Source organism: Enterobacter cloacae complex sp. AR_0002 (genome assembly GCF_001922365.1).
Lineage (GTDB): Bacteria > Pseudomonadota > Gammaproteobacteria > Enterobacterales > Enterobacteriaceae > Enterobacter > Enterobacter hormaechei_C.
Genome location: NZ_CP018814.1, coordinates 3170114 through 3183480, shown reverse-complemented (window position 1 = coordinate 3183480; position 13367 = coordinate 3170114). Strand labels below are relative to the sequence as shown.

12 protein-coding genes and 1 riboswitch are annotated in these 13367 nt (G+C 55.6%); of the genes, 5 read left to right on the top strand and 7 right to left on the bottom strand.

The annotated features are described in order from the left end of the window. Positions 1-5 precede the first annotated feature (5 nt). Entirely contained in the window at positions 6-359 is a 354-nt protein-coding gene (locus tag AM329_RS15700) for a metalloregulator ArsR/SmtB family transcription factor (protein ID WP_001549886.1), read from the bottom strand. A gap of 483 nt (positions 360-842) precedes the next feature. On the opposite strand from AM329_RS15700, the gene AM329_RS15695 reads away from it, so the two are divergent. Together AM329_RS15695 and AM329_RS15690 are read left to right on the top strand one after the other, a co-directional pair. Continuing rightward, the gene (locus AM329_RS15695) at positions 843-2321 is read left to right on the top strand and encodes a SulP family inorganic anion transporter (RefSeq protein WP_001549885.1); all 1479 of its coding nucleotides are present in this window, start codon (positions 843-845) and stop codon (positions 2319-2321) included. 18 nt (positions 2322-2339) lie between these two features. Further along, positions 2340-3167, top strand: a complete 828-nt coding sequence (locus tag AM329_RS15690; protein WP_004118529.1) for a universal stress protein — start codon at positions 2340-2342, stop codon at positions 3165-3167. 71 nt (positions 3168-3238) lie between these two features. Here AM329_RS15690 and AM329_RS15685 read toward each other — a convergent pair whose 3' ends face one another. Further along, complete coding sequence (locus AM329_RS15685; protein ID WP_001549953.1) at positions 3239-4435, bottom strand: MFS transporter; 1197 nt, start codon at positions 4433-4435, stop codon at positions 3239-3241. Between the two features lie 380 nt (positions 4436-4815). Further along, positions 4816-4886: riboswitch (Fluoride riboswitch) on the top strand. Positions 4887-4963: 77 nt separating this feature from the next. On the opposite strand from AM329_RS15685, the gene crcB reads away from it, so the two are divergent. Continuing rightward, entirely contained in the window at positions 4964-5338 is a 375-nt protein-coding gene (crcB, locus tag AM329_RS15680) for a fluoride efflux transporter CrcB (protein WP_004118534.1), read from the top strand. A gap of 274 nt (positions 5339-5612) precedes the next feature. Further along, complete coding sequence (gene nhaA, locus AM329_RS15675; protein ID WP_011977829.1) at positions 5613-6761, top strand: Na+/H+ antiporter NhaA; 1149 nt, start codon at positions 5613-5615, stop codon at positions 6759-6761. A gap of 353 nt (positions 6762-7114) precedes the next feature. Here the strand turns inward: nhaA and AM329_RS15670 are convergent, their stop codons facing one another. Continuing rightward, on the bottom strand, positions 7115-7447 hold the full coding sequence (locus AM329_RS15670) for a multidrug efflux SMR transporter (RefSeq protein WP_004118538.1): 333 nt from the start codon (positions 7445-7447) through the stop codon (positions 7115-7117). Between the two features lie 131 nt (positions 7448-7578). Continuing rightward, positions 7579-8136, bottom strand: a complete 558-nt coding sequence (locus tag AM329_RS15665; protein ID WP_004118540.1) for a recombinase family protein — start codon at positions 8134-8136, stop codon at positions 7579-7581. Between the two features lie 160 nt (positions 8137-8296). Here AM329_RS15665 and AM329_RS15660 point away from each other — a divergent pair, with 160 nt between their 5' ends. Next, positions 8297-11305, top strand: coding sequence for a Tn3 family transposase (locus AM329_RS15660; RefSeq protein ID WP_004118541.1), 3009 nt, complete (start codon positions 8297-8299; stop codon positions 11303-11305). Between the two features lie 311 nt (positions 11306-11616). Here the strand turns inward: AM329_RS15660 and merD are convergent, their stop codons facing one another. The 3 genes from merD to merG all read right to left on the bottom strand — a co-directional run bounded on the left by merD (position 11617) and on the right by merG (position 13333). Continuing rightward, positions 11617-11964 (bottom strand): mercuric resistance transcriptional repressor MerD, encoded by a 348-nt coding sequence (merD, locus tag AM329_RS15650; protein WP_021443905.1) that lies wholly within the window; start codon positions 11962-11964, stop codon positions 11617-11619. Beyond that, positions 11961-12599, bottom strand: a complete 639-nt coding sequence (merB, locus tag AM329_RS15645; protein WP_011405610.1) for an organomercurial lyase MerB — start codon at positions 12597-12599, stop codon at positions 11961-11963. Before merB ends, merD begins: the two co-directional genes overlap by 4 nt. 80 nt (positions 12600-12679) lie before the next feature. Continuing rightward, positions 12680-13333, bottom strand: a complete 654-nt coding sequence (gene merG / locus AM329_RS15640; protein ID WP_011405609.1) for a phenylmercury resistance protein MerG — start codon at positions 13331-13333, stop codon at positions 12680-12682. Positions 13334-13367 lie beyond the last annotated feature (34 nt).

Below are 13367 nucleotides of genomic sequence, written 5' to 3'. Positions count from 1 at the left end.
AATTTTTAAATGCAGACAGGCTTGCCGTTGGTGGTGGCGTTATCGCGTTCAGCCTGCCGGCTGAGCTGGCGGATATCATCCCGCTGGCAGAGATAAGCCTGTTCGATAACCGCCGCTGCCCACGCCGGCATATGAGGCGACAGACGATAGTGGATCCATTTTCCGTCCCGCCGGTCGGTAAGCAGCCCGTTTTCTCTCAGCAGAGCCAGATGCCGTGAGATTTTGGGCTGAGTTTCTTTCAGCACGGACGTAAGTTCACAGACGCAGAGCTCCCCTTTTTCGCGTAGCAGCAGCACGAGGCTGAGTCGGGTTTCGTCGGAAAGGCTTTTAAAAAGCTGCAGGGGGGACACGGGTGGCATGGTGACTCCTTATTGTGACTGACCTGAGTGTACCTGTGAAACTTTCTCCGTCAAATTTATATTCACTTAATCATATGTATGTGCGAACGCCGGACGAGCCTGAGCATGCAGAAGGACTTTCCGTCCGGATGCGCCTGACCGGCATTCCATGAACAGCGTTTTTGCCCTGCGCGTTGACCCCGTTAACAATTCGTGTAGAGTAAAAAGCGCTTTTTGCCGTGGTTCATCTGCCCGGCGGGCATTTGTGGCCGGTACTGAACGTCTGTTCATCCGGTCTTTCTGATTACCCGCGCTGCTCTGTCAGCCGTGAAGGAGTGATAAACACCACCATGCGTCTTACGCCACCCTGAGTCGTACCCCTCCTCTGTCGCACTGAATAAACTTCGGCGCGCACTCAAAAACATCCCGTCTGCGGATGTGCTTTTTCGTACGTAAAATTTTTGCCCTCACGGGCTGACCGTAATCAAAAACTGAGAAATGACTATGCTGCTGTCCTCGACGCGTAAGGACTGGCTGGGTAACGTCCGTGGTGACGTCCTTGCCGGTATTGTGGTCGCGCTCGCGCTTATTCCCGAAGCGATCGCCTTTTCCATCATCGCCGGAGTCGACCCGCAGGTCGGGCTCTACTCTGCGTTCTGTATTCCCCTGGTTATGGCCTTCCTCGGCGGCCGTCCGGCAATGATATCGTCCGCCACCGGTGCGATGGCGCTGCTGCTGATCACGCTTGTAAAAGACCACGGCCTGCAGTATCTGCTGGCGGCCTCGGCGCTGACCGGCGTACTGCAGCTGGCGGCCGGCTACCTGAAGCTGGGCAGCCTGATGCGCTACGTCTCCCGCTCGGTGGTCACCGGTTTCGTGAACGCGCTGGCCATCCTGATATTTATGGCGCAGCTGCCGGAGCTGACCAACGTCACCTGGCACGTTTATGCCCTGACCGCTGCGGGCCTGGGCATCATTTATCTCTTCCCGTATCTGAACAAAACCATTCCCTCGCCGCTGGTCTGCATCATCGTGCTGACCGCCATTTCCATGTGGCTGCACCTGGACGTGCGCACCGTGGGTGACATGGGCAAACTGCCGGACAGCCTGCCGGTGTTTCTGATCCCGGATATCCCGCTTAACCTCGACACGCTGATGATTATTCTGCCGTACTCGGCAGGACTTGCCGTGGTGGGGCTGCTGGAGTCGATGATGACCGCCACCATCGTGGACGACATGACCGACACGCCGAGCGATAAAAACCGCGAGTGCAAGGCGCAGGGCGTGGCCAACATCTGCACCTCCTTTATCGGCGGCATGGCGGGCTGCGCGATGATTGGCCAGTCGGTGATCAACGTCAAATCGGGCGGGCGCGGGCGGCTTTCCACGCTCACCGCCGGCGTGGTGCTGCTGCTGATGGTGGTGTTCCTGCGCGACTGGGTGTCCCGGATACCCATGGCGGCTCTGGTGGCGGTGATGATCATGGTCTCCATCGGCACCTTCTCCTGGCGCTCCATCAGCAACCTGCGCAGCCATCCGCTGTCAACCAGCGTGGTGATGCTGGCCACCGTGGTGGTGGTGGTGGCGACCGATAACCTGGCGTTTGGCGTGCTCACCGGCGTGCTGATTGCCTCGCTGAACTTCGCCACCAAGGTCGCCCGCTTTATGGCGGTCTCCTCTGAGCTGAAGGACGACACCCGCACCTATACCGTAGCCGGCCAGGTATTCTTTGCCTCATCCGATCGCTTTATGAGCCACTTCGACTTCCGTGAAGCGGTGGAGCGCGTGGTGATTGACGTAACGCACGCCCACTTCTGGGATATCACCTCCGTGAGCGCGCTGGACCGGGTGGTTATCAAGTTCCGTCGCGAAGGCACGGAAGTGGAGATCAAGGGTATGAATGACGCGACCCGCACCCTCGTTGACCGCTTCGGAGTGCATGACAAGCCTGAAGAAGTGGAAAAGCTGATGGGTGGCCATTAATTTACTGGAGAAAGCATCATGAATAACACCGTTATTGCCTGCGTTGACGGCTCGCCGTCAACCCGGCCGGTCTGTGAGTATGCTGCCTGGGCAGCCGGTAAACTTGGCGCGCCGCTGGCGCTGCTGCACGTGCTCGAAAAGAGTGAGACTCCCGCCGTGTCTGACCTGACCGGGAGCATTGGTATTGACAGCCGGGAGCAGCTGACCGAAGCGCTGGTCCGCGTCGAGGGTGAGCGCAGCCGGCTGCTGATGGCGCAGGGCAAGGCCGTGCTGGCCGGCTGTGCGGAGCTCCTGAAGCAGACCGGACAGCCGGACGCACAGCTGCTGCAAAAGCACGGCGCACTGGACGAAATCCTGGCGGAGCTGGGCGAAGTCCGGCTGATGGTGCTGGGGCGCCGCGGGACGCAGAATCAGGTAGGCAGCCATCTGGAAAGCGTCATTCGCCTGCAGAAAAACCCGGTGCTGATTGTGCCGGAGACGTTTACGCCGCCGGCGCGGGTGATGTTTGCGTACGACGGCAGCAGTGAGAGCCGTAAAAACCTGACGCGCCTGACGGTCAGCCCGCTGCTGCACGGCCTGAGCTGTCATATCGTGATGGTCAACGGTGACATGTCAGCCCTGCAGGATGCGCAGGCTGTTCTTCAGGAAGCCGGTATCACGACCGAGACACGCCTGCTGGAAGACGAGTCCGTAACCGGGGCGCTGTGCCGCTACGCGGACGCCCATGATATCGACCTCACGGTAATGGGGGCCTGCGGGCACTCCCGGTTACGGCGATTCTTTATTGGCAGCCACACCACGGAAATGCTGTCTGAAAGCCGTCAGCCCCTGCTGATGCTGCGATGAAACAGGCGGGCCTGATATCAGGCCCGCCTTCACAGGGGAAAGAGGATGACGGGTATGAAGGTAAAGGCGCGTTATTGCGGCGCATCCGTCCTGATACCGGTGGCCAGCAGGCTGGCGCCAAGAATGTAGACCAGGCAGAACAGGGCCTGAAGATGCAGGGTGACATGGTTATCTATCAGCACGCCCATGATTACCGGGGATGCCCCGCTGGCAATCACCGTCCCTGCCTCAACCGCCGAGCGCACCCTGGCCAGCTGCGCCGGACCAAACAGCTGTACCCAGAGCGCGGTGGCAAGCGTTGAGGCAATGGCCGACGATACGCCGGTCATAATCAGGTAAAAAGGCGTCACCCACTGACCGTTGCTGAGCCATAGCGCCAGCATGGCCAGGGCCTGTGGCATCAGAAACCACGGCAGCAGCCTGCGTGGTGAGAGCCGGTCAATCAGCGGGCCAAACGACAGCAGCGATACCGCCTGGGTAATGGCATAGGCAATAAACCATACCGCCACCCACGACAGCTCCCAGCCTTTCTCCTGTGCCAGCCTCGCCTGGTGGAAGAAGAAGCCGGTGGTGATAAAGGGGGAGGCCAGCACGACAGGCAGCGCCAGCAGCAGGTTGCGGTTTCGCCATACCGGCGCCTCTTTTTCTTTCTCCTCACCCCGCTTTCTGAACGTACGCAGCGGCTTCTCTTTCCCGCGGGGCAAAAACATCAGCGCGACCCCCACGCCGGCAACAAGCATTCCGGCATTGATGCCCCAGGCAGCGCGCCATCCCGTCAGCGCGCTTATCTGCACCGCAATCACAGGAAAAACGGCCTGCGCCAGCGAGAGCCCCAGCGCGATGGCGCCGAGCGCCTTGCCTGCATCAAGGGGGAACTGGCGCGCCGTTGCGGTCAGCGCAGTATGCACCATCAGTCCCTGGCCGCCGAGGCGCAGAAAGTAAAACCCGATGCACAGCATCCACGCCGCCTGTGCGCCGGAAACCAGCAGGCAGGCCGTGAGCAGCAAAAGGGTGACCGCCAGCGTGAAGCGGCGGGTCGTGGTGTAGTCAATCAGCCGTCCGGCCCAGGTCAGCGTGATGGCGCTCATCACCGTTCCGATTGCGTACAGGCCGCCCAGTCCGCCGTCGGTGAGCCCAAAGGCCTCACGAAAATCCTGCCCGTAAAGTGAGACAAAATAGGTCTGTCCAAAGCTGGACATGGCCATCAGCATCGCACCGAACGTAAGGTGAGAGGCGTGATGAAACATAAACCGAAAAAGCTGACGCATGAATATCCCTGAAGGCGGGCTGCAGCCCGCCGATTAATCACGACGTGTCCGTACCGGCTGCTGCGGACACGGCGCCTGCGTCCCTGAAGCAGGTACACGCGGGTTCACCGTGAAAGGTGGCAGTCCCGTAACGGATATGAGAGAACGGTACCCGGCGCGGACTGGCTGTCGCGGCAGGCTCTCTGATAAAGGACGGGCGAAGAGAAACTCAGGGTGGCGTAATGTGCATGACTCACAGTCAGATATAAAATGCTGCCGAAACGATAATTTTTAATGCTCTTCAGGTCAAGCCTGAAAACGGGCTCCTCATGCCCGCCGCAGGGGGAGTCGCACAAAAACAGTGGATAGCCGCTTGATTAACGCCCGTGACCGGGCCAGAATTGCGGCGAGGTGATGGCGTTCCACCTTACCCAACCGCTTCCCCTGAGAAGCTGATGACGCCTGATATTACTCCCCTTTAACCGGGAGTATGTCAGGCCGCCCCGTATCATCAGCCTGCATACTCCCTCTGACACAGAGGTAAACCCCGTGAAATCTTATCTGGCCATTATCATTGGTGGATCCGCTGGCTGCCTGATCCGCTGGCTGCTTGGCGCACGCCTGAACAGCCTGTTTCCTGACCTGCCACCGGGCACGCTGGTAGTGAACCTTGCGGGCGGATTTATCATTGGTGCGTCGCTGGCCTGGTTCATGCGCCATCCTGACCTGGATCCGGCCTGGCGATTACTTGTTATCACCGGGCTGTGCGGTGGGCTGACCACGTTTTCCACGTTTTCCCTGGAAATATTCTCACAGCTGCAGTCCGGTAATTATTTCTGGGCGTTTACTTCACTGCTGGTACACGTAACCGGCTCCATTCTGATGACTGCCCTGGGTTTTTTTGTCGTCACATGGCTGCTGTGAGCGTGTGGCTGATGACGGATAAAAATGCCCCTGCCTGCGGCAGCTTTACAGGGCTTTACCTCTTCCGCCTGAAGCGGGCCGGACGTTATGATAAAATTAACGTCACGCTAATTCGTTAATTTATCAGCAATTAATTATCGTATTTTTTATATCTTCAGCGTAGCTCAGCCGGCTTATCCTCTGATAACCAGCGGTTGTATATCAGGGGAAGGCCTGTTTTTTTTGAATAAAGGGAGGGAGTGTGTCAGAAATCCCAGACAGAAATAAAAAGAGGATGTCAGAAGTGCCATCTGCATTTTTCAGCTCGCCCGCAGCCGGCGGCATCGTGCTCATCATCGCCTCAGCAGCCGCTATCATCGTGGCTAACTCTCCGCTCAGGGAGGGATATGAGGTATTCCTGAAATACAACGCCGCCGGCCTCTCCGTTGAGCACTGGATAAACGACGCCCTGATGGCCGTGTTCTTCATGATGGTCGGCCTGGAAATCAAGCGCGAGCTTCTCACCGGTCAGCTTGCCACCTGGGGCCAGCGCGCGCTGCCGGGATTTGCCGCGCTGGGCGGGATGGCCGTGCCTGCGGCCATTTACGTATGGTTTAATGCGGGCAGCGATGAAACCCTCGCTGGCTGGGCAATTCCTGCCGCCACGGACATTGCCTTTGCGCTCGGGGTACTGGCACTGCTGGGCAGTCGCGTACCTGCCTCGCTGAAAATTTTCCTGTCGGCGCTGGCTATTCTGGACGACATGGGCGCAGTGGCTATTATTGCGCTCTTCTATACCAGTAATATTTCGTTTCTGATGCTGGCCGGTGCGGCGGTCACGGTTGCTCTGCTGTTTATCATGAACCGTGCCGGGATTACCCGGCTGTTTCCCTATCTGCTGGCGGGGGGCGTGCTGTGGTTTTTCATGCTTCAGTCCGGGGTGCACGCCACCATCGCGGGTATCCTGCTGGCGCTCTTTATCCCGCTGCGGGTAACCGATCCGGATAAACAATCCCCTCTTGCCCGGCTGGAGCACGGCATCAATCCGTGGGTGACGTTTCTGATACTGCCGCTGTTTGGCTTCGCAAATGCGGGGGTCGCGCTCTCCGGTATGACGGCTGATGACCTGATGTCGCCGGTACCGGTCGGCGTTGCGCTGGGCCTGTTTGTTGGCAAGCAGGCGGGCATTTTCGGCCTGTCGCTGCTGGCCGTCAGCCTGGGCCTGGCAAAACGGCCTGAAAAAAGTACCTGGCTGCAGGTTTACGGCGTATCGGTCCTGTGCGGAATAGGGTTTACCATGAGCCTGTTTATCGGCAACCTGGCGTTTGCAGAAAGCCCCCTGTTGGTGGACGAGGTCAAGGTGGGGGTACTTGCCGGCTCTGTACTGGCAGCACTGGCGGGTATGCTGATACTGCGCTTTTCTCCTTCGCATCCTTCCCGGTAACGCATTCGGGTCCGGAAAATCCCCGTGATGACGGGGATTTTTATTTCCCTGCAAACTTATTAATCAACAGGGCCACCTTCATTACCGTCGGCATTTATTCAGGTGCTTATCATCACACTGGTGCCCGCATTTATAGTTTGCCGAAAAAATTCGCACCGTTAATCATGCAGGTACAAACAAAAAGCAGTCTTTTTGTCAATCATGGCAACTTTTCCTGGCCGCCCCCGGTTATGTCGGTTCTCTCGCCTGTTATTAATGTAGCGGGTAATGTCCCATTTCAAAAAGGGGAAAGGGAGAGGCATGCTGATGTCTAAAATCAGAATGCCCCCGGAGTTCTGTTTATGGATGAGAACCTACAGCTGCTTGTGTCCTGCCAGAATTTTCAGGCCAATGATACCCGCCAGAATCAGTCCGAAACAGGCAATGCGTAACAGGCCCTTATCTTCATTTAAGTAAATTATTCCGTACGCTGCTGTCCCTAAAGCACCAATCCCGACCCAGACCGCATAAGCGGTTCCTACAGGAATAGTCCGTGTTGCCAGGGACAAAAAGTACATGCTCACACCGATAAATGTCAGGCAAAAAATACTGGGGTAGATCCGGGTAAATCCCTCAGTCCGGAGCATTGACGCGGCATAAAAGACTTCGGCTATGCCGGCAATCACCAGATACATCCATCCATTCATAAAACTCCTTTAACGGCTCATCAAAACCAGCAATATTGTGGGCAATGTTAACTCTGTTTTTAAGCAGGGGATCATCAGCATCAACCGCGAAACCCTTTCCGGCACAGGAAAAAATCGCTGCCTGCGTCGGGTTAACTGCCTGGGCCCAGTTTTTTTAACCTGAAATAGGTGGCCCTGGATATGCCGGTTTTCTCCATCACCAGTTTAATGGGCGTTTCGTGCCGGATAAGCTCCAGTGCGGCGGCCGATTTGTGATGAGGTTTCCGTCCAAACCTGACGCCTGCCGCCATGGCGATGACCCGGCCTTCGTTTGTGCGCTCCAGGATCCGCTCCCGCTCAGCTTCAGCAACGGCAGCAAGGATCTGAATGACCATTTTACCCATCGTGCCTTCAGTACTCAGTCCATTCTCCAGAAACCGGATGGCTATTCCCTTTTTATAGCAGGCATCAACAATGTGGATCATATCCGCTGTGTTGCGGCCAAGCCGGTCCATTTTGGTACACATGATAATGTCATCTTTTTCGGCACGGGCAAGCAGCCGTTGTAACCCTTCACGTTCGTCCGTGGCGCCCGACATCATGTCAGTAAAAATCCGGTCATCTCTGACGCCTGAAGATTTCAGCTCCATGATCTGCGCCGTCAGTTTCTGATGGCTCGTTGATACCCTTGCATATCCCAGTAATGCCATATTGGTCTCACAAATCGATACTGATACTGCGTAGTATCATAAAGCATAAAACACGATTTTTGATACTCATGTAAGCACGCACTTTAAAAGGTCTCAAAACTTATAATATCTGAGACTATCAAAATTTGAGCAGAGCGATACCCTTACGAAAGGATGCGGGATGAGTGACGGTTTTCTGACCAGTGAACAGACCGAAAACTACGGACGGTATGCCGCCGAGCCTAACGAGGTTCAGCTGGCCCGGTATTTTCATCTTGATGAACGCGATCTTGTTTTTATTAATCAGCGCCGGGGGAAACATAACCGATTTGGGATTGCCCTTCAGCTAACCACGGCCCGTTTTCTGGGAACCTTCCAGACCGATCCCTTGCAAATACCTCCCGGCGTCCGAAATTACGTTGCATTACAGCTGAACATTCATCGCCCTGAGATCATGGCCCGATACGCCCAGAGAGAGAATACCCGTTGGGAGCATCAAAGGCTGATCAGGCAACACTCTGACTACCATGATTTTGGCGATTTCCCCTGGTCGTTCAGACTGAAACGTCTGCTTTATATCCGCACATGGCTCAGTAACGAGCGCCCCGGTCTGATGTTCGATTTTGCCACGGCATGGTTGCTCCAGAATAAAGTATTGTTGCCCGCAGCCTCAGCGCTGACGAGGCTCATTGGCGAAATTCGTGAGCGGGCAAGCAGGCGTTTGTGGCGCAGACTGGCTGCATTACCTGACAGCTGGCAGACTGAGCAACTGGCCGGTCTGCTTGTCATACCGGAAGGACAGCGGGTTTCCGTGATGGAGCAGATACGAAAAGGGCCCGTCAACGTCAGTGGTCCGGCCTTTACTGACGCACTTCAGCGCTACACACGCCTGCGCAGCCTGGAGTTTTCCCGGCTGAATTTTGCCGGGCTGCCTGCAATTCAACTCCGCAACCTGGCTCGTTATGCTGGCATGGCTTCGGTAAAATATATCGCCAGAATGCCGGAGGAACGGCGGCTGGCCATCCTGACCGCGTTTGTTAAAGCACAGGAAATTTTGGCACTCGATGAGGCTGTCGATGTTCTGGATCTGCTGATCCTCAATATCACGCGTTCAGCGAAGCAAACCGGGCAGAAAAAACGGCTCAGAACGCTCAAAGATCTTGATCGCGCGGCGCTACTTCTGGCACATGCATGTACGCTTTTACTGGATGATAAAATGGATGACGCAGCGCTGCGTCAGACTATTTTCAGCCACGTACCAAAGAACCGGCTGGCGGAATCCGTAGGTAAAGTCAATGAGCTTGCCCGCCCGCAGGACACAAATTTCCAGGATGAAATGGTCGAGCAATATGGACGGGTTAAGCGCTTTCTGCCAGCGATGCTGCGTGATTTACATTTTCAGTCTGCCCCTGCCGGCGAAAATACGCTATCGGCCATACATTACCTGGCCGAACTGAGTGGTTCGAAAAAACGCCTCCTGGAGAATGCGCCTGAGCAGATCATTACAGGTCCCTGGAAACGTCTGGTGTACGACTCCGAAGGCCGGATACAGCGTGCAGGATACTCATTGTGCCTGCTGGAACGCCTTCAGGATTCGCTGCGTCGCCGCGATATCTGGCTGGAGAACAGCGATCGCTGGGGCGATCCGCGTCAGAAGTTTCTTCAGGGGAAAGAATGGCAGGCTCAGCGGATCGCCGTATGCCGGGCGCTTGGACACCCCACCGATGGTGGAAATGCCGTTAAACAGCTGGCAACCGAACTGGACGAAACCTGGAAAACGGTGGCCTCACGCTTTGAGCTGAATGCTGCCGTGAGCATCTGTCATCAGGGTAAATATCCGTCCCTGACCATCAGCAGTCTGGAAAAACTGGAAGAACCGCAGCCGCTGATTCTTCTGAACAGCCGCGTCAGGCAGCTGGTCCCCCCTGTTGATCTGACAGAGCTGCTGCTTGAAATTGACGCCCGGACTGGTTTTACCCGCGAATTCACTCATGTGAGTGAGTCTGAAGCCCGTGCTCAGGATCTTAACATCAGCCTGTGTGCCGTACTGCTCGCTGAAGCCTGCAATATCGGACATGAACCGCTGATCAAACACAGTATTCCGGCACTGACCCGCCACCGTCTGAGCTGGGTAAAACAAAACTACATTCGGGCTGAAACGCTGGTCAGCGCTAATGCCCGGTTGGTCGATTTTCAGTCCACGCTGGAACTGTCTGAGCGCTGGGGCGGCGGAGAAGTGGCTTCTGCAGATGGGATGCGCTTTGTCACTCCTGTAAAAACGCTGAACTCTGGCCCTAACAGAAAATACTTTGGCTCAGGGCGTGGGATCACCTGGTACAATTTTGTTTCTGACCAGTATTCCGGCTTTCACGGCATCGTTATCCCCGGTACGTTGCGTGACTCTATCTTTGTGCTGGAAGGGCTTCTGGAGCAGCAGACGGGGCTGAATCCGGTGGAGATTATGACGGACACTGGAGGGTCCAGCGACATTATCTTTGGCCTGTTCTGGCTGCTGGGCTACCAGTTTTCGCCCCGCCTGGCAGATGCCGGTGAGGCGGTATTTTGGCGTGCAGATAAAAATGCGAACTACGGGGTACTGGATGAGCTGGCGCGGGGATGCGTTGAACTGTCAAAGATAGAAACCCAATGGGATGAAATGATGAGGGTTTCCGGTTCTCTGAAGCTGGGTACAGTCCACGCCTCAGAACTTGTGGGCTCGCTTTTAAAAAGTTCCCGTCCGTCAGGGCTGGCGCAGGCGATTATGGAGGTGGGACGGGTCAACAAGACGCTGTACCTCCTCAACTACATTGATGATGAAGAATATCGTCGCAGGATACTGACTCAGCTTAACCGGGGAGAAGGCCGTCACGCCGTGGCAAGGGCGATCTGTTACGGCCAACGTGGTGAGATTAGAAAACGTTACCGTGAGGGGCAGGAGGATCAACTGGGTGCGCTGGGGCTTGTCACTAACGCAGTTGTATTGTGGAACACGCTTTATATGCAGGAAGCGCTATCACATTTGCGCAGCGCTGGTGAGATCCCGGAAGACGAGCATATCTCACGCCTGTCGCCACTGATGTACGGTCATATCAACATGCTGGGACATTATACGTTCACGCTGCCGGAAAATATTCTGAAGGGAGAGTTGAGGCCATTAAATTTCAATTCAAACAATGAATTATTGCCTTAACGTGGTTTTTTACACGATTGAACCTCGAACCCCCAAGCCAGAAAGCAGATGCCGATAAGCAGGTGGCCGTACTATCCCAAGCATTAGAGGTCACCAAAACGGATCTGAAAGCCTCTCAGAATAGAGCGGAAGTTCTGTCCGATGAGAACAAGTTGATTCTTCAGGAAAAAGCGGTGATTCAGGGGCAGTTTAAGCAGCTTCAGGAGTCACTGTCGCGATAAAGGCTTTAGTCAAACATTCATCGAAAAAGCTATATTAATCAATATATTATATACGAAGTGGCTAATTCCAACGCTTTTACCGGCCGGACCTCAAGTAGCTGCACCGGCCGCCATTTCATTCAAAGAGGCCTCGACGACAGTCAAAACTGTTCGACGCACGTCGATCTTCCATCGCACGCGCTCGACGCATCGGTCCAGGCTTTCGCTATCGTCTGCGTCCAATGCTTTGCAAAGTCGCGCCAGTTCGTCGAGCCCAATTCCGGACTCGAAGGCTGCGCGGAGAAACCGCAGCCTTCCGAGTGTTTTGTCATCGAAAATGTTATAGCCACTTTCGGTTCGCCGAGCAGGGTGCAACAAGCCGCGTATCATGTAGTCGCGCACGACATGCACGCTGACGCAAGCATCATCAGCCAGCTTCGATATCGAGTACGCATTCATACTGGGCTTTCCTCGCAGTCCTCTAGCAGCTTAAGCGCGACATCATGACCAAGGTCGAACGCACTCTCGACAGGCACGACCTCAATCCCTTGGTGGGTCGAAGCCCACGAATTTGCAATAGACGGAGACGCAAAGAAATGCACATGACAGCAAAACGAACAACGAATGTCGGGCGAAGTATCCGGAGTTCGCAGTGAAACCATTGCTTCTGCCGGTTCGACATGAAGCACTGCTTCTGGTGCAACGGTGAGAGTGATCGGCCTACCGGTGGCGGCGCAGCGGGAAGTGACACGGGCAATCTTGCCGGTCAAGGCGGGAAACATCAAGGTGTCCAGCGCACACCATGTGTACAAATGACGGCCATCCACCTCAAAAACGTGAGAGGTTTCACGTAGTGTCAGCCCCAGTCCAATGATATTGGCCTCGTCGTCATATTCCGTACCAGGTGCCTGCTCAAGTACCGTTGCAACTCTCGCTCCAGACCATCCGAGTGCGCCGGCGAGCTTTTCGCGTGATACAGGTCCCCCCATCGCTAGCTGTCGGAGCAGCGCGACAAAGAGCGTTGCGAACTCTTTAGGATGATTGCCAGATGAAAGGCTTTCGGCAATCTTTTTGGAATAAATAGTCTTGTCCATTTTCCACCTGTTATATCGGGCAGCGATCAACCGAGATAAACCTTACTCGGCGGTTACGTCCTGCGCTTAAAAAAGACGAATTACTTTGTGCCTTGCCGGCGTTGCCATTCCTCGGCCAGCAGCTGGGCTTGCTGTAACTGTTCGGGCTTCATTTGAGCTGCATAGTCTGCAACGACTTTTGCTGCTGTCGGTTCTCCCGACGCTGCGGCCAGACTCATCCACTGGTATGCCTGCACCTGGTCGGGCGCGATGTCGGTAAGACCCTTTGCAAACAGCTGGGCCAGCCTGACTTGAGCCTGCGTGTGTCCCTGCTCGGCAGCGAGGCGGTACCACTTGAAAGCCTCTGCATCGTTGGCAGGAGCCGCACGCCCATTCTTATACATACCGTCGACTTCACTTCCGTAGAGGCGCCCGAGGTTGAACTGTGCATCGGCTTCACCCTGCTCGGCCGCCCTGCGGAACCACTGGATCGATGCCGCGTGGTTTTGCTTTACGCCCATACCGCATTTGTACGCAAGACCCATGATGTTCTGAGCCATGGCATCGCCAGCCCTGGCCTTCTTTTCCCAATCACTGACGGTCTCTGGCGACAATGTTTCAATCGCGGCGCCGAGCTTAGAAAAATCATAAGCCGCCAACGCTTGGTTTGGCATGCCTAACGTTGCGGTACTTGCCAGTACGATCGTCAAGCACGCGCGTACACGGCGTAATTTAAGTCTGATGTCACAAAACATAAAAACTCCTCTGTCCCTGTTTTGGTGCCCAAGG

Coding starts and splice junctions, on each gene's coding strand:
- AM329_RS15695 (WP_001549885.1), top strand. CDS start 843: ATGCTGCTGTCCTCGACGCGTAAGGACTGGCTGGGTAACGTCCGTGGT.
- AM329_RS15685 (WP_001549953.1), bottom strand. CDS start 4,435: ATGCGTCAGCTTTTTCGGTTTATGTTTCATCACGCCTCTCACCTTACG.
- merG (WP_011405609.1), bottom strand. CDS start 13,333: ATGTTTTGTGACATCAGACTTAAATTACGCCGTGTACGCGCGTGCTTG.
- AM329_RS15660 (WP_004118541.1), top strand. CDS start 8,297: ATGAGTGACGGTTTTCTGACCAGTGAACAGACCGAAAACTACGGACGG.
- AM329_RS15700 (WP_001549886.1), bottom strand. CDS start 359: ATGCCACCCGTGTCCCCCCTGCAGCTTTTTAAAAGCCTTTCCGACGAA.
- AM329_RS15665 (WP_004118540.1), bottom strand. CDS start 8,136: ATGGCATTACTGGGATATGCAAGGGTATCAACGAGCCATCAGAAACTG.
- AM329_RS15690 (WP_004118529.1), top strand. CDS start 2,340: ATGAATAACACCGTTATTGCCTGCGTTGACGGCTCGCCGTCAACCCGG.
- merD (WP_021443905.1), bottom strand. CDS start 11,964: ATGAATGCGTACTCGATATCGAAGCTGGCTGATGATGCTTGCGTCAGC.
- AM329_RS15670 (WP_004118538.1), bottom strand. CDS start 7,447: ATGAATGGATGGATGTATCTGGTGATTGCCGGCATAGCCGAAGTCTTT.
- nhaA (WP_011977829.1), top strand. CDS start 5,613: ATGTCAGAAGTGCCATCTGCATTTTTCAGCTCGCCCGCAGCCGGCGGC.
- merB (WP_011405610.1), bottom strand. CDS start 12,599: ATGGACAAGACTATTTATTCCAAAAAGATTGCCGAAAGCCTTTCATCT.